The 23,341-nt window shown below is 46.7% G+C and carries 16 protein-coding genes; 6 read left to right on the top strand and 10 right to left on the bottom strand.

The genetic code is table 11. The features are described from left to right. Positions 1–204: 204 nt before the first annotated feature. Complete coding sequence (locus V7Q13_RS11015; protein ID WP_333800736.1) at positions 205–2,469, bottom strand: aconitate hydratase; 2,265 nt, start codon at positions 2,467–2,469, stop codon at positions 205–207. Positions 2,470–2,719: 250 nt separating this feature from the next. Here V7Q13_RS11015 and V7Q13_RS11020 point away from each other — a divergent pair, with 250 nt between their 5' ends. Next, on the top strand, positions 2,720–2,953 hold the full coding sequence (locus V7Q13_RS11020) for a PspC domain-containing protein (RefSeq protein ID WP_246186279.1): 234 nt from the start codon (positions 2,720–2,722) through the stop codon (positions 2,951–2,953). Positions 2,954–3,071: 118 nt separating this feature from the next. Further along, on the top strand, positions 3,072–3,293 hold the full coding sequence (locus V7Q13_RS11025; protein ID WP_157477736.1) for a PspC domain-containing protein: 222 nt from the start codon (positions 3,072–3,074) through the stop codon (positions 3,291–3,293). Positions 3,294–3,352: 59 nt separating this feature from the next. Here the strand turns inward: V7Q13_RS11025 and V7Q13_RS11030 are convergent, their stop codons facing one another. The 4 genes from V7Q13_RS11030 to V7Q13_RS11045 form a co-directional block, all read right to left on the bottom strand. Further along, positions 3,353–4,009, bottom strand: a complete 657-nt coding sequence (locus V7Q13_RS11030) for a LysM peptidoglycan-binding domain-containing protein (protein ID WP_333800737.1) — start codon at positions 4,007–4,009, stop codon at positions 3,353–3,355. Between the two features lie 151 nt (positions 4,010–4,160). Next, positions 4,161–5,342 (bottom strand): OmpA family protein, encoded by a 1,182-nt coding sequence (locus V7Q13_RS11035; RefSeq protein ID WP_333800738.1) that lies wholly within the window; start codon positions 5,340–5,342, stop codon positions 4,161–4,163. A 153-nt stretch (positions 5,343–5,495) separates the two neighbouring features. Then, positions 5,496–6,677: an acyl-CoA dehydrogenase family protein gene (locus V7Q13_RS11040; RefSeq protein ID WP_333800739.1), complete on the bottom strand. Its 1,182-nt coding sequence runs from the start codon at positions 6,675–6,677 to the stop codon at positions 5,496–5,498. 240 nt (positions 6,678–6,917) lie between these two features. Then, a complete protein-coding gene (locus tag V7Q13_RS11045) occupies positions 6,918–7,709 on the bottom strand; it encodes a hypothetical protein (RefSeq protein ID WP_333800740.1) in 792 nt (263 codons plus the stop codon). Positions 7,710–7,940: 231 nt separating this feature from the next. Here V7Q13_RS11045 and V7Q13_RS11050 point away from each other — a divergent pair, with 231 nt between their 5' ends. The 3 genes from V7Q13_RS11050 to V7Q13_RS11060 are packed head-to-tail and all read left to right on the top strand — an operon-like array spanning position 7,941 to position 12,416. Beyond that, complete coding sequence (locus V7Q13_RS11050) at positions 7,941–9,611, top strand: peptidase domain-containing ABC transporter (protein WP_333800741.1); 1,671 nt, start codon at positions 7,941–7,943, stop codon at positions 9,609–9,611. Between the two features lie 5 nt (positions 9,612–9,616). Beyond that, the gene (locus tag V7Q13_RS11055) at positions 9,617–10,972 is read left to right on the top strand and encodes an HlyD family secretion protein (RefSeq protein ID WP_333800742.1); all 1,356 of its coding nucleotides are present in this window, start codon (positions 9,617–9,619) and stop codon (positions 10,970–10,972) included. 37 nt (positions 10,973–11,009) lie between these two features. Continuing rightward, positions 11,010–12,416 (top strand): TolC family protein, encoded by a 1,407-nt coding sequence (locus V7Q13_RS11060; RefSeq protein WP_333800743.1) that lies wholly within the window; start codon positions 11,010–11,012, stop codon positions 12,414–12,416. Here V7Q13_RS11060 and V7Q13_RS11065 read toward each other — a convergent pair. From V7Q13_RS11065 to pdeM, 4 genes are all read right to left on the bottom strand, one after another. After that, the gene (locus V7Q13_RS11065) at positions 12,413–13,339 is read right to left on the bottom strand and encodes a transglutaminase family protein (protein ID WP_333800744.1); all 927 of its coding nucleotides are present in this window, start codon (positions 13,337–13,339) and stop codon (positions 12,413–12,415) included. The genes V7Q13_RS11060 and V7Q13_RS11065 overlap by 4 nt on opposite strands. Positions 13,340–13,439: 100 nt before the next feature. Further along, positions 13,440–15,077, bottom strand: a complete 1,638-nt coding sequence (gene pafA, locus V7Q13_RS11070; protein ID WP_333800745.1) for an alkaline phosphatase PafA — start codon at positions 15,075–15,077, stop codon at positions 13,440–13,442. A gap of 81 nt (positions 15,078–15,158) precedes the next feature. Then, entirely contained in the window at positions 15,159–16,061 is a 903-nt protein-coding gene (locus V7Q13_RS11075; protein ID WP_333800746.1) for a histone deacetylase family protein, read from the bottom strand. 4 nt (positions 16,062–16,065) lie between these two features. After that, complete coding sequence (gene pdeM / locus V7Q13_RS11080; protein WP_333800747.1) at positions 16,066–16,704, bottom strand: ligase-associated DNA damage response endonuclease PdeM; 639 nt, start codon at positions 16,702–16,704, stop codon at positions 16,066–16,068. A gap of 279 nt (positions 16,705–16,983) precedes the next feature. Between pdeM and V7Q13_RS11085 the strand changes: the two genes are divergently transcribed. Beyond that, positions 16,984–17,565 (top strand): hypothetical protein, encoded by a 582-nt coding sequence (locus tag V7Q13_RS11085; protein ID WP_333800748.1) that lies wholly within the window; start codon positions 16,984–16,986, stop codon positions 17,563–17,565. A gap of 299 nt (positions 17,566–17,864) precedes the next feature. On the opposite strand, the gene V7Q13_RS11090 is transcribed toward V7Q13_RS11085, so the two are convergent. Then, positions 17,865–23,315, bottom strand: a complete 5,451-nt coding sequence (locus tag V7Q13_RS11090) for a DUF7619 domain-containing protein (protein WP_333800749.1) — start codon at positions 23,313–23,315, stop codon at positions 17,865–17,867. Positions 23,316–23,341 lie beyond the last annotated feature (26 nt).

Raw genomic sequence — 23,341 nt, forward strand, 5'->3', positions numbered from 1 at the left:
GACTCTGAATAACAGCTAGCTGAAATCGTTTACACAAAATATTTTACAGTCTCAATAAAAAAAATCCCGCCACCATATTGGTAGCGGGCTTTTCTTTTATACACTTCCTGTCTTTCTGTCTTCAAACCCAGCCTGCCCTATAGAGCATTTCACCAAAACTGGAATAAATCTCCAGACTCCGGTCTTCAGACTTCCCGACTTTTCTTACGCACCAAACTGCTTACGGATGATGTTCAGCGCTGCACCTGCCTTAAACCACTCAATCTGTTGGTCGTTGTAAGTGTGGTTTACACTGATTTCATCTTTGCTGCCATCGGCGTGGTTCAATACCAATGTCAATGGCTTGCCGGGCGCAAATTCAGTGAGGCCAACAATGTCAATGCTGTCGTCTTCCTGAATTTTCTCGTAGTCTGCTTTGTCGGCAAAAGTGAGAGCCAGCATACCCTGCTTTTTCAGGTTTGTTTCGTGAATTCGGGCAAAGCTCTTTACCAACACGGCACGTACACCGAGGTGACGAGGCTCCATAGCGGCATGTTCACGAGAAGAACCTTCGCCATAGTTTTCGTCGCCCACTACAATACTGCCAATACCGGCGGCTTTGTAAGCACGTTGTGTAGCAGGTACCGGGCCGTATTCGCCTGTCAGTTGGTTTTTAATGTTGTCTGTTTTTTCATTGAAGAAGTTGACCGCACCAATCAGCATGTTGTTGCTGATGTTGTCGAGGTGACCGCGGAACTTCAGCCATGGGCCGGCCATACTGATGTGGTCGGTGGTACATTTGCCTTTGGCTTTGATGAGGAGCTTCAGTCCTTTCAGGTCGGTACCTTCCCAAGCTGGGAATGGATCGAGCAGTTGCAAACGCTTGCTGGTGGGTTCTACAATTACGTTTACACCGCTGCCATCTTCGGCAGGTGCCTGATAACCGGCATCTTCCACTGCAAATCCACGTACAGGCAACTCATCGCCACTGGGCGGGTCGAGTTTTACCTGCTCGCCTTTTTCGTTGGTGAGGGTATCAGTAATAGGGTTGAAAGTAAGGTCGCCGGCAATAGCGAGGGCAGTTACCAACTCTGGACTGGCCACAAACGCCATGGTGTTGGGGTTGCCATCGGCACGTTTGGCAAAGTTGCGGTTGAAGCTATGCACAATGGTGTTGCGCTCCTGCTTTTCGGCGCCCATGCGTTCCCACATACCAATGCAGGGACCGCAGGCGTTGGCAAATACCGTAGCACCAATTTGGGCAAAAGTATCGAGGAAGCCATCTCTTTCGATGGTATAACGAACCTGTTCGGAACCGGGAGTAATGGTAAATTCTGCTTTTGTTTTCAGGCCTTTTTCAGCTACCTGCTTGGCCAGGCTTACTGCACGGCTAATGTCTTCGTAAGAGGAGTTGGTACAGCTACCAATGAGACCTACTTCTACTTTGGTAGGCCAATTGTTGGCGGCCGCGGCTTCTTTCATTTTGCTGATAGGCGTAGCCAAATCGGGTGTAAAAGGTCCGTTCAGGTGCGGCTCCAGTTCGCTCAGGTTAATTTCAATTACCTGATCGAAATATTGCTCAGGATTGGCATACACTTCGGGGTCGGCAGTCAGGTGTTCGGCAATGCCATCCGCCAGTTCGGCTACTGCTTCGCGGCCAGTAGCTTTCAGGTAGCGGCTCATGCTTTCGTCGTAGCCGAAAGTTGAAGTAGTGGCACCAATTTCGGCACCCATGTTACAAATGGTGCCTTTGCCGGTACAGCTCATGGCCACGGCGCCTTCACCAAAATATTCTACCACAGCACCAGTACCACCTTTTACGGTAAGGATACCGGCTACTTTCAAAATCACATCTTTAGGAGCGGTCCAACCGTTGAGCTTGCCTGTCAGTTTTACACCAATGAGCTTAGGCATTTTCAGTTCCCAGGGCAGGCCGGCCATCACGTCGCAGGCATCGGCTCCGCCTACACCAATGGCAATCATACCAAGGCCACCAGCATTCACAGTGTGGCTATCGGTACCAATCATCATACCACCGGGGAAAGCGTAGTTTTCCAACACCACCTGGTGAATGATACCGGCGCCGGGCTTCCAGAAGCCAATGCCATATTTGTTAGAAACAGAAGCGAGAAAATCGTACACTTCTTTGCTTTCGTTTACAGCACGTTCGAGGTCTACCTTGCTGTTGTCTTTGGCCACAATCAGGTGGTCGCAGTGTACGGTGCTGGGCACGGCTACCTTGGCACGACCCGCCTGCATAAACTGGAGCAGCGCCATTTGGGCGGTGGCATCCTGCATGGCTACACGGTCAGGAGCAAAATCTACGTAGTCTTTGCCACGGGCAAAAGCAGTGGTAGCATCGCCCTGCGTCAGGTGGGCATACAAAATCTTTTCAGTCAGCGTAAGCGGACGGCCAACGGCTTTGCGGGCTGCGGCCACACGACCGGGGAACCGTTCGTACACCGCTTTGATCATGGAGAGATCGAACATAGCGTATTAATTGAAAGTTTGATGATTTACTCTTTTGTAAAAGTGCTGCGAATTTACGAAGCGAAGGCATACCGCCCGATACGAAAATCAAGGCTTTGCAAGCTTTTTCAACCTTTTGTGGGTTACATTGTTAATGAGATGCATATTCTATAACATATGGTTGTAAAATGCAGAAAACCTGCATTTTTGCGGCCCCATACCAGCACTTTATTTCACTTACCTTACAAAGGCAACTTCAAAACTAACCTCTATGAAAGCGCAAATGGAAAACGTACGCCAAACCATTGAATACAATGTATTCGGGGTTTGTACTTATTTGGGCGAACGCTTCAACATAGCCACTTCCCGCATTCGCCTGTATTTCATTTACCTCTCTTTTCTCACATTCGGCAGCCCGCTGATTATTTATCTGTTTGTGGCTTTTTGGATGAATGTGAAGCGCTACATTTTTTACAGCAAGCGAAATCCGCTTTGGTATAAGTAAAAAATAGCGGCTGCTCCTCCTTTTTGCTCCATCGGTTTGTTGTATAAACTCAGCGTTAATTATGGGTTAGGTTAAACACATTTGCACTACCTTGCCCCTACGCAAAAATCATAACGATATGAACAAGCTTCGTTCGTTGGTGGAGTACAACTTGTTTGGGGTGTGCAGTTATCTGGGTGAAAAATTCAATATCGCCTCTTCCAAAATCCGGTTGTATTTTATTTACCTGTCGTTTCTCACGTTTGGCAGCCCCGTCATCTTTTATTTCTTTCTGGTATTTTGGATGAACATGCGGCGCTACATGCAAAACATGAAACGCAATCCACTGTGGAATGCCTGATACACAACGCAGGTTCGTACAACAAAAGAGCCGCTCCCAACCGGGGCGGCTCTTTTCATTTAGCCAACAAAACGGCCCCAAACTGTATCGGGGCGGTTGAATACCTGCGGCCCTGTCTCCTGAATGGAGTCGTTGAAATTTCGATCATTGTCCGAGCTGCAATGAATCACTTTGTCCATTTGACCGTTGCTCACTTTCGATACAAGACCAACGTGACCAATAGCGTTGCCTGCACCAAAAACTACAATACAGCCGGGTTCGGGGGTAGTAATGCGTTCAAAAATACCGGCACTGCTGTTTACATCCGCTACCATACTGTCGGTATAAATCCAACCGCCATAGCGGCCATAAAACGGAATGTTTGTTTTGCGGGAAAGGCCCAAAACCCAACACACAAAACCACTGCAATCGCATTGCTTATTGGCATTGCTGGGCAGAGCTGCGTTGGGGTTCATGCCACCGGCGCCAAGTTTGTATCGTATCCCTTTGTTGATCGCCGTTTTGGCCCGTGCAATCAGCTCGGATTGTTTTGTACTCACCACTTCAATGTCGGGCTCGGGCACATCGTCAATATTGGGTATGTGAATGAGCTGCCCCACAAAAATTTTAGAAGGATTAATGATACTGGGATTGAACGAGAGCAGCAATGCTGTTGGCAGGCCAAATTGCTTGGCAATTTTCGACAAGGTGTCGCCGGATTTTACTTTGTAATACATGTGTGCAACGATTTTGATGTGAGCAAATGAGGATTTCGTTTTCGTTAATGTACAACGATGCTTTGGGCCCTGCAAGCGTAGATACACGTATGCTGTATAAAAAATGCCTGCGGCCGTTACAGCCGCAGGCATTTTGCTAACTCAAAAACCTTTATTGTTTCACAAACGCTACCCTGCGGTTAGTGGCTCTGCCTTCTGGGGTATCGTTGCTGCCAATAGGGTTGGTTTGGCCGTAACCTTTGGCGGTAAGTCTTGCGGCATCAATGCCCATCTCAATCATTTTTTCACGAACCGTATTGGCCCGGGCTTCACTCAGTTGCATGTTTGCTTCGGCGCTGCTGCCAGCTTCAGCACTGGTGTGACCGGCTATTTCAAATTTTATGGCAGGGTCGTCTTTCATCAGCTTTACCAGACTGTTGATTTCACCCATACTTTCGGGCAGTAAAACAGGAGAGGCTCTTTCAAACAAAATGCCTCTGGCAATGTACACATTGTTGGTAGTGATTTGCTTGGCGGGGCTTTTGCCACCGGCCAAAATGCGGAAGTTTTTGATGAGCACCGGTGCATCGTAATCGCCATCAATATTGAAGCGCAGCGATGACGGATTGGCAAATTCAATTTGTGCATTTAAAATGCGGTATTGATTGATGTACACTTTAACGCTCTTTTCATTTACGCTGATGGCAATGTGCTTCCAGTCTTTGAGCACGGCGTTTTCTTTATCGGCCCGAAAGTCGTATGGCCACTGGCCTTGTGCCTGATTGAAAGAGGCTTCGGCATTGGCCCAAATTTTAATGGGATATTGTTCAAACTGGCCACCGTCTTGGTTTTTATCCATAGATGTGTTGGATAAAAACAACGTAACTGCACGGCCATATTGCCAGGCATAATTCACATACTTGATATCGAACTCTATGGTAAAACGTTTGGGCAGGTAGCTGGGCAGTTTCATGCGGGGGCGGAGCGTGGTGCCCTGCCGGGCAGCAATCATCATTTCGCCATCAGCATCGGTTATTTCTGCACGGCCCTTGTCGAGTATCCAACGGCTGGGTATTTCGTTGGCTTCTTCATTGCTCAGGTCATCGCTAAAGAGCACAGAATCGCCGGGTACAAAATCGTACGCCGCATACGCACCAAGGTTGGCAGCTTTGCCATTACCTCCAGCAGGTGTTTCGGCCGTAGGGGTATTGCCTGCAGGCTTGTCACCGTTGATGATTTTATCAGCGGTTTTATCTACTTCTTTTTTCACTTTATCGCCCAGCTTTTTAATGAGCTGTGCAGATACGGCCTGTGCCAGTAAAAATCCGGCCACAATGAGCAGTGTTTTTTTCATGTGTTGACATTGAAGGGTTGAAAATGGTATCCATTTTTCCCTACAAATAAGCAACAGAAAACGGTCGGAAAGCATCCCCCAAAACAGGGAAATAACGGGCACAAAAAAGGCTGCACCAGTGGTACAGCCTTTATGAAAAAATGGAATGAACGATTAGTTGAAAGCGTTGAGCCCGGTTACATCCAAGCCAGTGATGAGCAGGTGAATGTCGTGGGTGCCTTCGTAAGTGATGACACTTTCGAGGTTCATAATGTGGCGCATGATTGGGTACTCGCCGGTAATGCCCATGCCGCCCAACATTTGGCGGGCATCGCTGGCCACCTGCTTGGCTATTTCGCAACTGTTGCGCTTAGCCATACTTATTTGGGCAGGTGTTGCACGGTTTTCATTCATGAGCACACCCAAGCGCCACACCAGCAATTGTGCCTTGGTGATTTCGGTAATCATTTCGGCCAGCTTCTTTTGCTGTAACTGAAAACCACCAATGGGGCGGTCGAACTGAATGCGTTCTTTGCTGTAGCGCAGCGCTGTATCGTAGCAATCCATGGCGGCGCCAATGGTGCCCCATGCAATGCCGTAACGGGCTTTGTTGAGGCAGCTCAACGGTCCTTTCATGCCTTGTACATTGGGCAAAATATTTTCCTTCGGCACTTTTACATTATCGAATACCAGCTCACCAGTGGCACTGGCCCGCAGGCTCCATTTGTTGTGCGTAGTCGGGGTGGTAAAGCCTTCCATGCCACGCTCCACAATGACGCCACGCACAATGCCGGCTTCATCTTTGGCCCATACCACAGCTACCTGTGCAAAGGGGGCATTGCTGATCCACATTTTGGCACCATTCAAAATCACATGATCGCCGGCATCTTTGATATTGGTAAGCATGCCAGCAGGGTTGCTGCCGTGGTTGGGTTCGGTAAGGCCGAAGCAACCCAGCCATTCGCCACAGGCCAGTTTGGGCAGATATTTCATGCGCTGTTCTTCGCTGCCAAATGCATGAATAGGATACATGACCAACGAACCTTGTACAGATGCGGTGCTGCGTACGCCACTGTCGCCACGTTCCAGCTCCTGCATCATCAATCCGTAACTGATATAATCGAGGCCGCCGCCGCCATATTGCTCAGGAACGGTTGGGCCAAAGCAACCCAGTTCGCCCAGCTGACGCACAATCTGCTGCGGAAATGCTGACCGCTGTGCATACTCTTCAATGATGGGTGAAATTTCTTTTTTTACATAGGTCCGCACGGTGTCGCGGATCATCAGGTGTTCTTCAGTCAGCAGTTCATCCAGCAGGTAATAATCCGGACTTTGAAAGAGGTCTTGCTGCGGCATAATCGTTGTTTTTTATTGAGAGTGGCAAAGGTAAGGGATGCGGGCAGAGGCACGTCATGGAATGAGTGAAGGCATCATAAATAACAGGCAATGGATGGTAACTGTTGGGGAGGGTGTTCTTTTACTGTATAATGTGGAATAAGGAATAAGAAAAAAGGAAGTAGCATTAACCACAAACCCAAAACAACAAACAAGGCACTTCCAAACTTGTAAACCTGCAAACTTACCAACCTCCCAACATCAGTTCCTTTTTCCTTCCAGCGAAGGATCCTGCACACCCAGCAGGTAAATTTCTACGCCCGGTGGCAGTAGGCCCAGGTCTTTTTTGTAGCACTGCTGTATGTAGTAGCCCAGCTCCAGTTCGTTTACAATGGCCAGAAAATCGTAGGGTGGCCGGTACTTGAACATGAACTTTTTGATGGCTACATCATCCGTCATGCCGGTTACTTTTTTTACAAAAGTCTTGTTGAAGCGGTAGTCGATGTACTTATCCTGCTCTTCTTGTATCAGGCGGGTTTGCAGGCTCAGCAATTGACGGTTACGCCGAAACCGAAACAGATTAATGATATCATTGGGGTCCATACCTACACCGCCATTGGCCACATTGATGTTGCGCAGCGGGTTGGGCTTTTGGTAATTGAAATATTTGGCGTAATCACGGCGGTTGGCCATGGAATCCATTTTGTAATTTTTGGCATACACTGTTACAGGCGGCAGGTTGTTGGTTTGCACATGCAGCGCCATGTTAAACTGGTTGGGGTCTTGCATGCTGGCTACCGGGTACTTGCCGGTTACCTTGTTTTGGTAAGAAAAGAAAACGGAGTCTGTAATGCGAACCAGAATTTTGTAATGGCCCAAAGTGTCTGTCATGGTGGCCTGGCCGTTGGTAGCCATTACAGTAACCGATTCCATGGGGTTGCGGCGGCTGATGTCGTACACGGTGCCCTTTATTTCCATGAGTTGCTGGCCTATAGCTGCCGCCGAAAACAGCAACAACATTACCTGCAACCATAGTTTTTTGAGCACAGCCATGTGCCGAAGATAAGTTGCGGCCATTTACGCCAAACAGATGCCATAATTTTAACGAAATGCCATGAGCCACAGGGGGTTGCATAACATATGGTTATATAACCTTAATCATTGGCTAAAAGCATGATGCTCATGGTGATGGGGAAAGCTGACAAATATCTTTGCCGCCTTCCAACCTTTTATCTGTGCAAGGGTTTTATTTGCAAATCACACAAAAACTGAACAAAACTTACTATGGCCATTGATACCCAACAAGCTGTGTTGCAACGTTCCATTTTCCGGCTTTTCCGGATTATCCGGCTGGAGCGTCGCGAAATTTCGGCCATTTATTTCTACGCCATTTTGTTTGGCTTGCTGCAGCTTACGTTGCCACTGGGCATTCAAAGCATCATCAACTTTGTATTGGCCGGCAGTTTCAGTACTTCCATGATCATTTTGATTGCAGCAGTGGTTACCGGCGTATTGTTTACAGGTATGCTGCAGGTCAGCCAAATGAAACTGAATGAGAAAATTCAGCAAAACATTTTTGTGCAGTACACTTTTGAGTTTGCGCATCGCATACCCAAGGTGGACATGAAAAGCGTAGACGGCTATTACATGCCTGAACTGGTGAACCGATTTTTTGATGTGGTGTCGTTACAAAAAGGATTGAGCAAACTCTTGCTCGATTTGCCGGTAGCTACCATTCAAATCGTGTTTGGCTTAATCCTGCTTTCCTTGTACAACGCTGTCTTCATTGTGTTCGGCTTGTTTCTCATCCTGATTCTGTTTCTCATTATCCGCTATACCAGTGCCCGTGGCCTGGCTACCAGCCTGGAAGAAAGCGATTATAAATACGGCGTGGCCGGATGGTTGCAGGAAATAGCAAGGGCAATGAAGTCCATCAAATTTTCCCGCAATACCGGCATTCACATCAGCAAAACAGATGAACTGGTAAGTGGCTATTTGCAAGCCCGTACCAGCCACTTCAAAATATTACTGGTGCAATACTGGTCACTCATTTTGTTTAAAGTGCTCATCACATTGGCCATGCTGGTGGTGGGTGGCTTTTTGCTCATCGATCAGGAATTGAACGTAGGCCAATTTGTGGCGGCAGAAATCGTAATCATCACCGTGTTGGCCAGTATCGAAAAATTCATCATCAGCCTCGATAAAGTGTATGATGTACTGACCTCAGTAGAAAAGCTGGGAAAGGTGATTGACAAGCCGCTGGAAATGTCCGGTAATATGGAATTGGATACATCAGAAGGCATTAGCATCGAAACAAGAGACTTGTCTTTTGCCTTCAATGAAGATCAGCTGATTCTGGACAATGTGGACATGCGCATACCTGCCGGCAAGCTGGTGTGTATTGCCGGTCCTGAGGGCTCCGGTAAAAGCACGTTGCTCAGATTGCTGACGGGATCTTTTGCAGACTTTGATGGTAAAATTCTCATCAACGGATTGCCGATTGGCAATTACAGTCTCGATTCGCTGCGCAATGCCACAGGCATTTACTTTAGCCAGCAGGAAATATTTGAAGGCACGTTGTGGGAAAATATTTCGCTGGGGAATTGCGCCTATACAGCACAGGAGATGGTTCGGTTGGCAGAAAAAATTGGCCTTGGCAATTTCATTGCGGAGCAGCCCAAAGGTTTTGAAACGCATATCGATCCCACAGGCCGCAGATTGAGCAAAACCACCACACAGCGCATTCTGTTTTTGCGGGCATTGGCGGGCAAGCCCAAATTGCTGTTGCTGGAAGAACCCTGGGAAGGTATGGATGATAGTTCCAAAATTTCCATGATTCGTTTTTTACAACAAGACCTCAAAGAATGCACCATTGTGGTAGCTGCATCGGACCCTGAATTGATGCAAGTTGCAGACATCGTATACAATATTCAACCGGTAAATCCTCACTTGTAATAGTTATGCGCATCGAACACTTAACAGGCACCATTGGCGAAAGACTTCCGGTAGAAGTAAAGGCCCTTGATATGGTGTATGAAAAAGACCGTAAACGCTACATGCAGAAATGGGTGTGGGTGTTGCTGGGCGTTATTGTGATATTCCTGTTTCTTCCTTGGACGCAAAATATCCGTTCTACAGGTTTTGTAACCACGGTCAATCAAGACGACAGGCCGCAGGAACTCAATAGTCAGATTCCCGGCAAAATCATTAAGTGGTATGTAAAAGAAGGCGACTTTGTACAAGCCGGCGACACCATTGTACAGCTTGGTGAAATCAAAGATGATTACCTCGATCCGAATTTGATTCCGAAAACGCAGGAGCAAATTGTACAGAACGAAAACAAGGCCCGTTTTTACGAAGGCAAGGCTGTAACCTCACAGCAGCAAATGCAGTACCTGCTGGAACAACGGGATTTGAAGTTGGCATCACTGGACAACAAACGCATTCAGATAGAACGCAAGATTCAGGCAAAGCAGTTGGAAGTGCAAGCGGCGAAAGTAGATGAGCAACAAGCCAGAGAACAGCTCGAACGTGCCAAAACCATGCTGGAAAAAGAAGCCATCAGCAAGTTCGATTTTGAAAGACGCAATGCCACTTTTCAAAAAGCCTTGGCGGCGGTTACCGATAAGCAAAATGAACTCGATAACCTGCGGCAAGATTTGCTGATCAACAAGCTCGACATCAGTAACGCTACACAGGAGTATGCAGAAAAAATAGCCAAGGCACAAGGCGATCAGTTTGCCAGCAGTGGTGCGGTGGCAGAAGCCAAAGAAAAAGTGGCTTCGCTCAGCATCAAAAAGCAAAACATTGAGCAGCGTTCTGGTTATTACTTTTTGGTGGCGCCACAAAGCGGACAGGTCATCAAAGCCATGAAAGCAGGTATCAATGAGATTGTAAAAGAAGGCGAGAAGATTGTAGAGATTGTACCGCAGGATATTGATTATGCTGTTGAATTGTTTGTGAGCCCCATGGATTTGCCACTGGTAGACGTTGGTCAGAAAGTTCGTTTTATGTTCGATGGTTTTCCGGCCATTGTATTTAGTGGATGGCCTGCTGCCAGCTATGGTACTTATGGCGGTAAAGTGATTGCGGTAGAAAGCAACCGCAGCATCAACGGCAAATTCCGTGTATTGGTTGCCGAAGACAGCACTGACCGCCACTGGCCGCCGGGCTTGCGGTTGGGCTCAGGTGCATCGGGGTTTGCTTTGCTGAAAGATGTGCCCGTTTGGTACGAGTTATGGCGAAACATCAACGGCTTCCCGCCAGAATTTTACAAGCTGGATAAGCCCGCTGCCAAAGGCGATAAAAAAGAATAACGAATACAGATTGGTGAATTACGCACAAGCACACTGCATGAAAAGATTTGGTTGGATATTGGCTGTATGTATCAGCATGGTAGCACCAGTGGCAGCGCAAGATTCGCTGGCCATACTGGGGCCTGTGCAATACCTCGATTTGGTGCGGCAATATCACCCCGTGGTAAAGCAGGCCGGCCTGATGGTAAACAATGCCGAAGCGCAGCTATTGGCCAGCCGTGGCCTCTTTGATCCGGCGGTTTATTTTACCAACGATCAGAAAACCTTTGATGGTAAAAACTATTACAACTACAACCACACCACACTGAAAGTGCCCACTTGGATGGGCATTGAGCTGATGGCGGGATTGGAAAATAACGGTGGCGAATTTACGAACCGTGAAGTATCGCTGGGGCAAACGAGCTATGCAGGCATCAGCATACCGCTGGCCAAAAACCTGCTGATGGACCGCCGCAGAGCCGGCCTGGCGCAAGCCAAATTGTTTGTGCAGCAAAGCAAGGCCGAACAATTGCTCATGGTGAACGATGTACTTTTTGAAGCCATGGATGCTTATTGGTATTGGGTAGCGCAATATCAGGTGTACCGCATTTTGACCAACGCTGTTACCATCAATACCAAACGCTACGAAACATTGCGCATTACCGTGGAGCAAGGCGACAGGCCCGGCATTGATAGCACTGAAGCACTCACACAACTGCTTACTTTTCAGGCAGCACAAGCCAATGCGTTCAACGAATTTTTGAAAGCCGGTTTTGAACTCAGCAATTACCTGTGGACGCAGGACATGCAACCGGCCGTGTTGCCAGCATCAGTTGTACCTGCGGTAAATACTGATGAAACCGATCCGTACAAAATGCAGTTCAAACCGCTGAATGAATTGCTGGATGTGGCTGGTACAAACCATCCGAAACTGCAAACCTTTCAATTTAAACTGGATGCATTGGAAATAGAACGGCAGCTGAAGTTCCAAAGCTTGTTGCCAGCGGTAAACCTGAAGTATAACATCTTATCGAAAGGCTATCAGGTGTGGGATAGTTTTGATGCGGCCACTTTGCAAAACAATTACAAGTTTGGTTTGGAAGTGGGCATCCCATTATTTCTACGGCAGGGCAGGGGAGATTACCGTTCTGCCAAATTAAAAATACAAGCGACTGAAGTAGACCGCAGTGCTACGCAATTGGCTATTGCCAACAAGGTAAAACAGTACTACAACGAAATGCTGAACATGCTGCAACAACTGCGTTTGCAGGAACAGGCATTACAGGCGTATCAAAAAGTGTTTGAGGTAGAACTAATGAAATTTGAGTTGGGAGAAAGCACCTTGTTTTTACTCAACAGCCGCGAAAACAAAGTGCTGGAAAGCCGCCAAAAAGTAGCGGAATTAAAAGCAAAATACTTCAAGAGTTTGTATGCGGTAGAATGGGCCGCCGGTATACTGCGTTAATCTTCTTCCTCCACATCGTTGCGCTGTTGGGCAGCAGCATCTGCTTGTGCAGCAATGGCTGCCAGTGCCAGCAATTCTTTGCGTTTGTAACCTTCTGCTTCGTTGTCGAAACAATTGGCAAACTGCTCCAGCAACAGCTGTATGATTTGGCGATTGCTACGGGGCTTAAAGTAAGAAGGTGTAGATGTAACGCCAATGCGTTTGAAGTACAACTCAATGTCTTTTAGCTGAAAGCCAATGCCACTGTTTGGGTCGATGTAGAACTTAATGGTATCGGCAGGATGGGTGAGTTCAAAATCATTTTCAAACAACACCTGGTGCGAAAACCAGCCCAGCACAAATTGGCGGGGGATATTGATGGCCCGAACGGGCAAATCCAATTGCTCGGCTAATATGAGATACAAGATGCCGTTGGTAATGGAATTGCCTTTTTTGCTCTCCACTACTTTATGTATCATGTAATCGTTGGGCTGCGTGTACACCAGTTCGCCGCCTTTCATTTTGTAGAAATTGTAGAGAATGCTCTCCACAATTTTGATTTGCTCCAGCGGGGTGAGGTAGCTGTTCATTTCCAGCCAAATGTTGCGGCGCATCCGTTCAATTTCCTGAATGGTTTGCACACTTTGCAACTCGGGGTATTGATATTTGGCTACCAAAAAAGCGCCATAGAGCAAATCGCTTTCGCCATTGGCCCAATTGGTAAACTCTTGTACGAGGTTGCTGTAATGAATACGGTGAATGATAAGTTCAATCCGCTCCTGCAATGCATCATCCGGCGATTGCTCCCAATACGTTTCCAGATTCGGAATCACACTTTGCCCGTAGCTCAACAGCTTTTCTTCTACCGATACCAATACTTCCGTATCCGTATCATCCAGCAGTTGGAGCAGCGCATTTATTTCACGTTCACGGGCAGAATACATACTGTCGCAGGTTGGTAAGCGTTTGGCAGTTTAAAATTGCCCGCCAGCCAGCGGCAGTCCAAATCTGTTTTTACACATGGGCTGCATTTAGCCCGAATGCTTATTTGGGTTGCAGCATTTCTACAATGGGTTCGCCAATGCAGCCGCTCGGCATTTGTATTTGCAGCATGGCCGCTACAGTAGCGCTGATGTCGGTCATGTGCGTGGTGCGGTTGGTGCGGCCTGGCGTTACGCCCCAGCCCATAAATACGCAAGGGATATGAGCATCGTATGGATTCCAGCTGCCGTGCGTAGTGCCTGTAGCACCACCATAAAAGAAGCCGGCTTTCAACACCACTTCAATATCGCCACTCAGCTTGGGGTTGTACACGTTGGCAAAACGTTCTTTCATTTGGGCAGGCATCACCGCTTCATCCATTTCCTTAAAAGAAAATGCATTGAGCACATGCGGCAATTTTTTCAACTCGGCAATGATGAAGTCGCTGATTTCTTCTGCATCTTTTCCTGCAGAATCGATGCGGTTGTGGTTGAGGTAAATTTGGTAATTGCTGAAATTGCGGATGGCCCCGTTAATGCCAAATTTCTCTGCCACTTTTTTATTGATGTCAGCTGTGTTGCTCGACAAAGTCTTTACATCAATTTTATGCTTCGCCAAAAAGGCAGGCACATGAGCCACACCATGATCCGCCGTAATGAAGAAGGTGTAATTGCCGGCACCTACTTCTTTATCTAAAAAGGCGAAGAAGGCCGCCAGTTCATGGTCGAGGCGCAGGTAAGTATCTTCAATTTCTACAGAGTTAGGACCGTATTGGTGGCCTACATAATCGGGGCTCGATAAACTTACGGCCAGCAAATCAGTGATGTCATCTTTGCCCAACTGTTCTGCTTTCAATGCTGTTTTGGCAAATTCCAAAGTGAGGGTATTGCCATAAGGTGTGCCCCGAACGGCGCCATAGTTTTTACCAATGTGCTGGCGCAGGCTGTGCGGAAAAACCGGTGCAGCTTCACCCGCATTTTTGCCTTCGTAAGGCACGTTGTCGTCGTCGCTGAGTTTGTAGGTGTCAATGGGGTACAGCGTTTTCCAATCGTTGCTGTACAAGCTGTCTACCAGTTTTTTGTTGTTGAACTGTTGCACCCAATCAGGCAAGGTATTCATGTAGTAAGTACTGCTGACAAAAGCACCATTGGCACCTTCGTACCAATAAGCAGTACCGGTGTGGCCGGCAGGCAAAATAGCACCGCGGTCTTTGATGGCGATGCCCACCACTTTCGATTGAAAGTTGGTCGCCAAACGCAGCTCATCGCTGATGGTGGTGACCCACAGATTGCGGGGCGACATGGGCTCCGATTTTTCTACGCCGCCTACAATTTTCACATTGTCATCTTCCACGCAATACACTTCCTTGCCTGTCTGCGGATCGAACCATTCATTGCTCACAATGCCGTTGATGGCAGGCACCGAACCGGTGTACACACTGGCGTGGCCCGCAGCCGTTACAGTAAGTGCATAAGGAATCATGGTGTTTTCAGCAGAAAAGCCTTGCTGCAACAAACGCTTAAAACCACCATCGCCGTAGCGGTTGGCGTAGCGGTACAAAAAGTCCCAACGCATTTGGTCTACCACCATGCCTACTACCAGCTTGGGCTTTTTGGGAGCCGCAGCTTTTTTGGGCGCTTGTGTTATGCCGGCCAGTGCCAGCAGCGATACCAATGCAAAAAGGGAAAAACGTTTCGTCATGACCTTGCTGTTTTAAGAAGGGCAAATGTACAGCCCCACAACAGCCGCCAATAAATAAATTTTTATGAACAAACGGCGCCGCTATCCAAACAAATCGATGGCCGTGCGGAAGGTGTTGCAATGTGCTTCTACAATGTGTTTGATATCGGGGCTATAGCCGCCACCCATGGCAATGCAACAGGGAATGCTGTGCTGCTTGCAGGCTTGCAACACAATGGTATCCCGCTGTTGGCAGCCGGCCATGCTCAGGTTGAGCTTGCCAAACTTATCGGTGCTCAATACATCTACACCGCTCAGGTAAAAAATAAAATCGGGTTGTAGGCGGTGCAGCAATGCTTGCAAATGTTGCTGCAACAGTTGCAGGTAATCCTCATCGCCAATGCCATCGGGCAGGGGCACATCCAAATCGCTTTGTTCTTTGATAAAAGGATAGTTGTGACCGCCGTGCATGCTAAACGTAAACACCCGTGGCTCTTGTGCAAAAATGCTGGCCGTACCATTGCCTTGGTGTACATCCAGATCTACAATGAGTATTTGTTTTGCCAGTTGGTGATGCAGTAAATAATTGGCCGCAATGGCCATATCGTTGAGCAGGCAAAAGCCTTCGCCACGGTTGGCAAATGCATGGTGGGTGCCACCGGCTACATTGAGCGCCACGCCATGCTGCATGGCCAGCAACGCACAATCGATCGTGCCTTGTGCAATCATGATTTCCCGCAGCACCAGCTGCGCCGACAGCGGAAACCCGATGCGGCGGATATGCGATGGTGTGAGGGCGAGCTGTTGGAGGTCGTGCCAGTAGCCGGCATCATGCGTCAGCAAAATGATGTCTTCGGTACAAGCTGCCGGCGAAAATATTTGTGCCGGCGAAATGCTGCCTTCGTGCAAGAGCTGCGCCGGTATGAGCTCATACTTAAGCATGGGAAACCGGTGCCCCTCGGGCAGCGGATGCGCATAAATGGGATCGTAAGCAATGTGTACCATGGCACTACAAGGGAATAACTTGCTGGTTGGCAATGGCAAAAACAACGTCTTGCTTTTTTGGTTGAATGGGGTGGGTGCCGGTAAACACACCAAAGGCGGGCAAGATGCATTGCTGCGGGGCAAAATAAAAACAAGGCACCCGTAGGCTTTGCCTTCCTGTACCCATCAGCCGAATGCCCGGATGAATGTGGCCACAGATGATGGGTAGCTCTTGTTGTCTGTCTGCTGGTTCGTGCACAAATCGGAGTCCGTTTTCCTGCCACTCGCTACAGCAGTCAATGTTGGTTTGCGTGTACCAGTCTTGGGGCAGCACATCGTGGTTGCCTTTTACCAGCAGTATGTGCAGCTGCGCTACATCTTGCCGCCAGCGGGCAAACCATTCATGTTCTTTGTTGGCATGGCTGTGAAAAAAATCGCCCACCACCAGTAGCCGCTGCGGCTTGAAATGTTGCAGCAGGGCAAACAACCGCATGAGGTCTTGCTTCAGCACTTCTTGCGGCACGGCAATGCCATGCTTGCGAAAATGGCCGCTCTTGCCCAGGTGCAAATCGCTGGCAATAAGGGTTTGGGTATCTTCCCAAAACATCACTTTATCGCCATGCAGCCAAAAGCGTTGATTGTGCCAAATGTGTTGCCTTACCATCGGGGCGCAAAGAAACGGAATTGGAAATGAGGAATGATGAATTGGGAATGATGAATGTGGAAGTTCCCAGCATCGTCCCCTGCAAGGGACCTTGCGTCTCGAAGACGTGATTGATTTGTCTGCAACATATTTTCCAGCCAAGTCTCCTGTAAGGGATGTTGCGTTCTGGTTAAGAATTCCCGGCAACGTCTCCCGCAGGGGACGTTGCGTTTTGGAGTAAGCCGCTTGTAATCCTTCTTGAAAAGAGCTAAGTTGCTGTCTTCAAAACGAAACTGCAGCATGCCCACACACCAAGCCATCCCCTTCGATCGGGGTGTATTTTCCATCACATTTACTTGTATCGAATGGCGGCCATTGATAGCACAATTACAGGGATATCTACTTGTGTATCAATGGTTCGATGTGTTGCGTCAGCAAGGCCATGCAGTAGTAGGCTATGTCATCATGCCCAATCATCTGCATGTGATGATTGCATTTAAAAAGACGGCCACTTCCATCAATAGCATCATAGGCAATGGAAAACGGTTTATGGCCTATGGATTGGTGAAAAGCATGCAACAAATGAATGCAGAAAAATTGATGAGTGAATTGGCTGCGCAAGTTTCTGTAGCCGGCCAATTGTCAAAACACAAGCATGCCATTTGGGTGCCGTCGTTTGATTGGAAACATTGTAGTACGCCAGCATTGATAAAGCAAAAACTCGATTACTATCATTTGAATCCGTGCCGTGGAAAGTGGATGCTGGCTAATGCGCCTGTGGAGTATCGGCACAGCTCTGCATTGTACTATGCTACAGGTCAGCAGGGTGAATACCCGGTGGTCAATTATTTGTCACTTTCAGATATGGAGTTCGGTCAGTGAACTACCGATGACGCAACGTCCCCTGCGGGAGACGTTGCTGGGAAGGAGTTCGTATTGCCAGCAACGTCTCTTGAAAAGGACGTTGCGATTGGATAGCAGATGCTGTACTAGAGTCTGGTTAATCATTTACGCAACGTCCCCTGCGGGAGACGTTGCTGGGAAGAAAACGACATTGGCCCCTCGGATGTACATCTGAGGTTTTTTTTGTGCCATATATTTTTTAATTCATGGACACTAAGATTCAGGAAAAGGCCTGCCCAAATAATTGGGCAGGCCTGTGTAGAAATGGGTGAGAATGGCTATTGAAGTATCTGAATTTTCTTGGTGATATTACCCTGAGAAGAAATGATTTGTAACAGGTATACTCCGGCAGGCAATGTTTTAATTAGATATTGACCGCTGGCGGATGGCGTAAATACCTGTACCGTTTTTCCATGGATGTCTACCAGCCTCAAGCCAGTTACTTGTTGATGATTTGAAATAGTAAAAGACCTGCTTACGGGATTGGGAGATATCGAAAATGGTTGACTCTGGGAACGATTGACACTTACAATTGAAGAGTAGGTAAATCTTCCATCAATATCAACCTGTTTGAGACGGTAGTAAGTAAGGTTCCAGGGATTTTCATCTATAATGTGATAATTGAAACCCAGATTGCTGTTTCCAACACCATTTACAAATTGTAGTGTACTAAAGTTAGTAGCAGTCTGACTTCTTTCTACAAAAAAGCCCTTGTTGTTGTGTTCGGTTTTTGTAGTCCATGCTAACCTGTTGCCCATATTTGTAGCGGTACCAGTAAAAGATTGTAACAGCACTGGTAGCGAACCCGCAAAACTCACTGTTGTTTCTGCAGACGGGCCTTTCATTTCTGTATTGCCTACGCTATCTACCCCCAAGCTGTAAAACCGGTACACGTGTTCGGCTGCACCTGTAAACAGTGCACTATCCTTACCAATTTTTCCAAGGTACTGATATGGGCCACCATTATCTGAAACATACAGTAAATAATGCCGGATGCCACTCGATGCATCTGCGCCATTCACCCGAATTACGGCAGTGGTATCTTGAATGCGGTTTGCAGAAACTGCCTGTGTAGCTGGTCTGTTTACATCAATCGTATTAAGCCAGGTATTGGTGATGATTGGTTCATTGGTATCGAAAATGATGGATGCCTTATTTTGAATGTGGGTGCCATCTGTTAAGCCTGATTTTAAGTTGATGGCAAAACTGATATTGCCTTCGCCTTCGGGGGAGCTTACATTGGGGGGTAAAAAACCTGCCAGAGGATCTTCTGGTAATGTACCCGTTTGCTTGTCAATGGTTTTCATCAGGGCTTTCAACACACCGGTTGCAGTATCTAATTGAATGCTAAAACGGATGTTGTATAAACTATTATAAGGAATATCATTTACATAGTCAGATGCATTCATAGGCAAGAACACAGAGGTGTCGCCAATGGTATAGCTTAGTGTCCTGAAGCTGTGTAAATCAAATACATTTTTATCAAGCGTATCAATGATTTCAACTGTTTGCGCCGGTAGCGTGGCACTGTCTACATTTTCAAAGTAGATGGTGTAGTTCATAATTCTGTCTTGATTATTGATGTAACCAGAAGTACCATAACCGGCAGGGCCAACTTTGCTATTGGGGTCTAATGAATTGCGAACCTGAATTGGTTTCTCTTTTGGCTTCGGTTGATTTTCGGGACAATTATTCACAATTTCGAGGGCATTAAGGGCAAGGTTACTTTCAAGCAACAGTATATCTGTGGAAACATCTGCTGCTTCTACTAATGGGTTTACCGTAATTTCTCCGGCACAGTTTTTTAAAGCACCCGCTACAGATTTTCCTACACTGGCATTGGTGGCATCGCCGGTAGAGCCTGTGAAGAAGTATGATACACCTGCGTACAACGAACTTATGCCTGCCCTTATTACGTTGGCCGCACAATCTAAACCAGGCACCAGTGAAGCGCCATCAAAAACCAGATCGCCTGCTAATTTCAATCTTGCTTTATTACAATCGCTTACCCAGCTCCTTTCTTCCGATCCCGAAAGCGGGCCTACTACCCATGTATAAATGCGATCTTGCAAAATGGCTGATTTTACATTGAAGTTGATATCCCGATAGCCCTGTTGTGGTATGCCGGCGAGATATAATGCATACAAATTTCCATCAGTGGGGTATCCCTGGGCTTTTGTTACTTTCCTAAATGCAGGAAGATTTGCCAGCGTATCATTTGGTACATTCAGTGTTACAATGTCTACCAGTTTGTTTAGTAGTGTAACTTCCATGCCAGCAGGAAAAAGTGCATACAACTCTACTCCGCCAGCCATTGTATTGCCTTCATTGTGAATTCTCACTTTGTAAGATGTGGCAGTATTTACACGTATAACATCGCGGCCAATGATTTCAGTTTTTAACTGGTCTATCAATCCATCCACTCTATAGCCATTGGGTATGGTATAGCTGGTGTCATCTGTGGTAATACTAACGTCGTACTGGCCTAATGGTGCATCGTGCAAATCAATAACCGCTGAAAATTTGTTTCCCTCTGTTGCAACCACACGAATACTATCAGTAAAAATTTTGCCCTGACCCGATAATGTAACCCTGGTATTGGGAGAGAAGCCACCACCAAACGCGGAAAACTCTACATTGCCAGGACCGCTATTATTGGGGCTGTATCTATCTAGCCCTCTTACCACAAGTGTCATGGTTGCCGTATCTACGTAGTTGCAGGTACTGTTTTTAGCAATCAATCGAATGGGATAGCTACCTGCTGCGTATGCTTTTAAATTAGGAGCCACCTGTGTACTTGTTGTTCCATCACCCAGTTGCCATACATAACTGTCTGCACGTTGGCTTTGGTTAGTAAACTCATATAAACCACCACCTAGTAAATGAGTGAAGGCCGCTTCAGGGTTGCGGTTCACGTACAATGGCTTGATGCTATATTTAAAACATCCGGAACTAATTACTCTAATGAATACAGAATCAGTAGTTACACAGTTTACCCCTATAGTATCGATAATGGTTGTACCTGCACTTACCGTCGAGCTTTTTACATATGCTGCAGTCAGTTGAGGATTTGAAGTTGTGCCTTTTCGGTAAATATATACGTATAAATACCCGTTGCTGTTTTGAGTATTGGTGCCTTCAACCACGTATTGTATAGTACCTCGGGCCGGCATAGCTGTTACAAAATAATCGTCGCCGTCTTCCAGGTTTTTGGTGAGGTATCCAATATTGTCTGATACAATGCTATCAATAGGCAGGAGCGTGGCAGTATTAAACGTATTGTTGGTGTCAGCTTCAGGCAAAGAGGTGTTTACCAAATCGAACGACCATTCATATTGCCATGCGCCTGATGATGTGATGCGGTGATAAAAACTATCTACTGCTCTGCACGGTATTAAGAATGTATCAGCTATGCTGGTACCAGGTGTGTGGCTTGAGCCTTTTACATACCGGGCAAAAAGTTGGCCGCTGAGCTTTCTGCCGTTGTATCCGTAGTGATACACATACCCATTGGTGCTACCTGTATTTGTAGCTTTTATTATAATTCTCGCGGTGCCATATGCAGGTATTTGCCCGGCAAAGTAATCATCATTATCACTGAGGCCACGCTGTACATACCCAATATTACCGCTGATTGTAGCCCCATAGAACACGTTTTGTGCAACGTCTATTGTATTGTTGTTTTCTACATCCTGCGGTATCATATCTTTCAGGTTGTAGGATAACTTATAGGTAAAACTGCCTGATGAAGTGACACGAATAAAATAGGTGCCTGCCATGCGTCCTTTGAGTACAAAAGAATCAGCAATCATTGTATTGGCAGTTATACTGCTACCTTGAATGTAGTCGGCAGCAATTTGACCACCGTTACCTCCGGCATCGTATACGTATACATAAACGTAGCCATTGGTATTTTGAGTATTGACGCCTTCCAGCTTAATGTGCAAGGTGCCATTTTGAGCCAGCTGCAGGCGGTAGTAATCACTGGCATCATATGCTCCATTGCTACGGTATCCTATATTGCCTGTAAGGGTAATTTGCTCAGGTAAGTGTATGGCAGTGCTGGTGTCTGCATTTTGCTCCTCATCTTCTGGCGCAGTATTTATCAGGTCATACTGGATGGTATAATTGAATGAACGACTCGACTCTACCTGCAGATAGTGCAAACCCGACTGCCTGCCATATACATAAAAAGTATCAGACACACTTACATCAGGCATTACGCTTGTTGAACTTACATAATCAGCCAATAATTGCCCACTGGCTTTTTGGCCGTCATATATTCTCAGATACATGTATCCATTGCTGGCACTCTTATTTGTTCCTTGTACAATAACACGGAATGTACCAAAGCCAGGCAACTGTGTTTGATAGTAATCTCTTTCATCGGTTACGCTACCAGAGGTATAACCGATACGCCCTACTTGTGAAAGGCCAGAGATCAATGGAAAAGCCTCATCAAAAGTATTATTGGGCTCAGGGTCTTCACTGCTGGGTTCTTGTATCATTTCATACCTGAAACTGTAAGAAAATGCAGCAGTTGAAATCAGCCTTATGTAAAATGAATCAGCCAGTTGGCCAGTTACGGTAATAGTATCTAAAATGGTTGCTCCGGCATTTATGCTCGATGTGTTACTGATGAATCGACCGAACTGTTGTCCTGATGACTTTCGTTTATCATAGCCGTACATATAAATATATCCAAGTTTGGAGTCGCGGTTGGTGGCACTTATATAAATTCGTACTGCAGCATCTTCAGGCAGTTTAGTTTTAAAAAAGTCATTTTCATCTGAACTGCCATTGCTGTAGTAACCGATAATTCCAGAAGTGGGTGCAGCAGCAGTAATACTGGTGGCTTGCTCAAAATTATCGTTTGGTTCTGTATCGGCTGAAGGAGTTTCACTCATCGAAAAGGAGAGATTGTAGTTGAATGCACTGGAGGCAATAAGACGTAAGTACACTGTATCTTTTGCTCTTCCTTTCAATACAAATGTTTCGGTTGCTGTAGCAGCAGCGTTGATAGCAGATGCCTGAACATAATCGGCTAAAATCAGGCTGTTTAATTGAGGTCTGTCGTATACATATAAATACAAATAGCCACTACTGGCAGAAACGTTTTGACCTGTTGTTGTGATGTGAAGCGTACCATTGTCGGGCAATATGGTGTAGAAGAAATCATCAACATCTTCCACACCACTTTTTTTATAAGCAATATTGCCAGTGGTTACACTGGTAAAGGATATTGGCACAGCTTGCCCGATGTTGTTGTTGGGTTCTGTATCATTCACAGGCGTTTGCTGCATGCTATAGGTAGTGGATACGGTAAAGCAAGCAGATGTAGTAAGCCGGATAAATACCGAATCTGCAAGCATTCCTGGTATTGCTATAGAATCTGTGCTGGTTTCACCGGGTGCAATAGAAGCAGCCGCAACATACCCGGCATACAGCAAACCACTGTTTTTTCTGCCATCGTATACATATGCATACACGTAACCATTGCTGCTACTAGTATTGGTAATGCTCATTTGTACCAGCATTTTGCCATTGGCAGGCAGCAGCGTCGTCAGGTATTCGTCCTGCGTTTTGCACACTTGTGCAGTTACTTGTTGTGATGCCGCAATAGGTCTCGCATTTTCAAAACTATTGTAAGGCTGCGCATACAATGAAATGGGTACAAATTGTATCAACAGAAAAAAACAGATAAGCCCAAAGGGTAAAGAAAATTTCATAGCAATTGTTTTGATGGTTTTTGAAG

It is taken from the genome of Phnomibacter sp., from assembly GCF_036803085.1.
Classification (GTDB): domain Bacteria; phylum Bacteroidota; class Bacteroidia; order Chitinophagales; family Chitinophagaceae; genus Phnomibacter.

Bases quoted from the DNA above. Each gene is read 5' to 3' on its own strand.
- V7Q13_RS11015 (WP_333800736.1), bottom strand. From the start codon at position 2,469: ATGTTCGATCTCTCCATGATCAAAGCGGTGTACGAACGGTTCCCCGGT.
- V7Q13_RS11020 (WP_246186279.1), top strand. From the start codon at position 2,720: ATGAAAGCGCAAATGGAAAACGTACGCCAAACCATTGAATACAATGTA.
- V7Q13_RS11025 (WP_157477736.1), top strand. From the start codon at position 3,072: ATGAACAAGCTTCGTTCGTTGGTGGAGTACAACTTGTTTGGGGTGTGC.
- V7Q13_RS11030 (WP_333800737.1), bottom strand. From the start codon at position 4,009: ATGTATTACAAAGTAAAATCCGGCGACACCTTGTCGAAAATTGCCAAG.
- V7Q13_RS11035 (WP_333800738.1), bottom strand. From the start codon at position 5,342: ATGAAAAAAACACTGCTCATTGTGGCCGGATTTTTACTGGCACAGGCC.
- V7Q13_RS11040 (WP_333800739.1), bottom strand. From the start codon at position 6,677: ATGCCGCAGCAAGACCTCTTTCAAAGTCCGGATTATTACCTGCTGGAT.
- V7Q13_RS11045 (WP_333800740.1), bottom strand. From the start codon at position 7,709: ATGGCTGTGCTCAAAAAACTATGGTTGCAGGTAATGTTGTTGCTGTTT.
- V7Q13_RS11050 (WP_333800741.1), top strand. From the start codon at position 7,941: ATGGCCATTGATACCCAACAAGCTGTGTTGCAACGTTCCATTTTCCGG.
- V7Q13_RS11055 (WP_333800742.1), top strand. From the start codon at position 9,617: ATGCGCATCGAACACTTAACAGGCACCATTGGCGAAAGACTTCCGGTA.
- V7Q13_RS11060 (WP_333800743.1), top strand. From the start codon at position 11,010: ATGAAAAGATTTGGTTGGATATTGGCTGTATGTATCAGCATGGTAGCA.
- V7Q13_RS11065 (WP_333800744.1), bottom strand. From the start codon at position 13,339: ATGTATTCTGCCCGTGAACGTGAAATAAATGCGCTGCTCCAACTGCTG.
- pafA (WP_333800745.1), bottom strand. From the start codon at position 15,077: ATGACGAAACGTTTTTCCCTTTTTGCATTGGTATCGCTGCTGGCACTG.
- V7Q13_RS11075 (WP_333800746.1), bottom strand. From the start codon at position 16,061: ATGGTACACATTGCTTACGATCCCATTTATGCGCATCCGCTGCCCGAG.
- pdeM (WP_333800747.1), bottom strand. From the start codon at position 16,704: ATGGTAAGGCAACACATTTGGCACAATCAACGCTTTTGGCTGCATGGC.
- V7Q13_RS11085 (WP_333800748.1), top strand. From the start codon at position 16,984: ATGCCCACACACCAAGCCATCCCCTTCGATCGGGGTGTATTTTCCATC.
- V7Q13_RS11090 (WP_333800749.1), bottom strand. From the start codon at position 23,315: ATGAAATTTTCTTTACCCTTTGGGCTTATCTGTTTTTTTCTGTTGATA.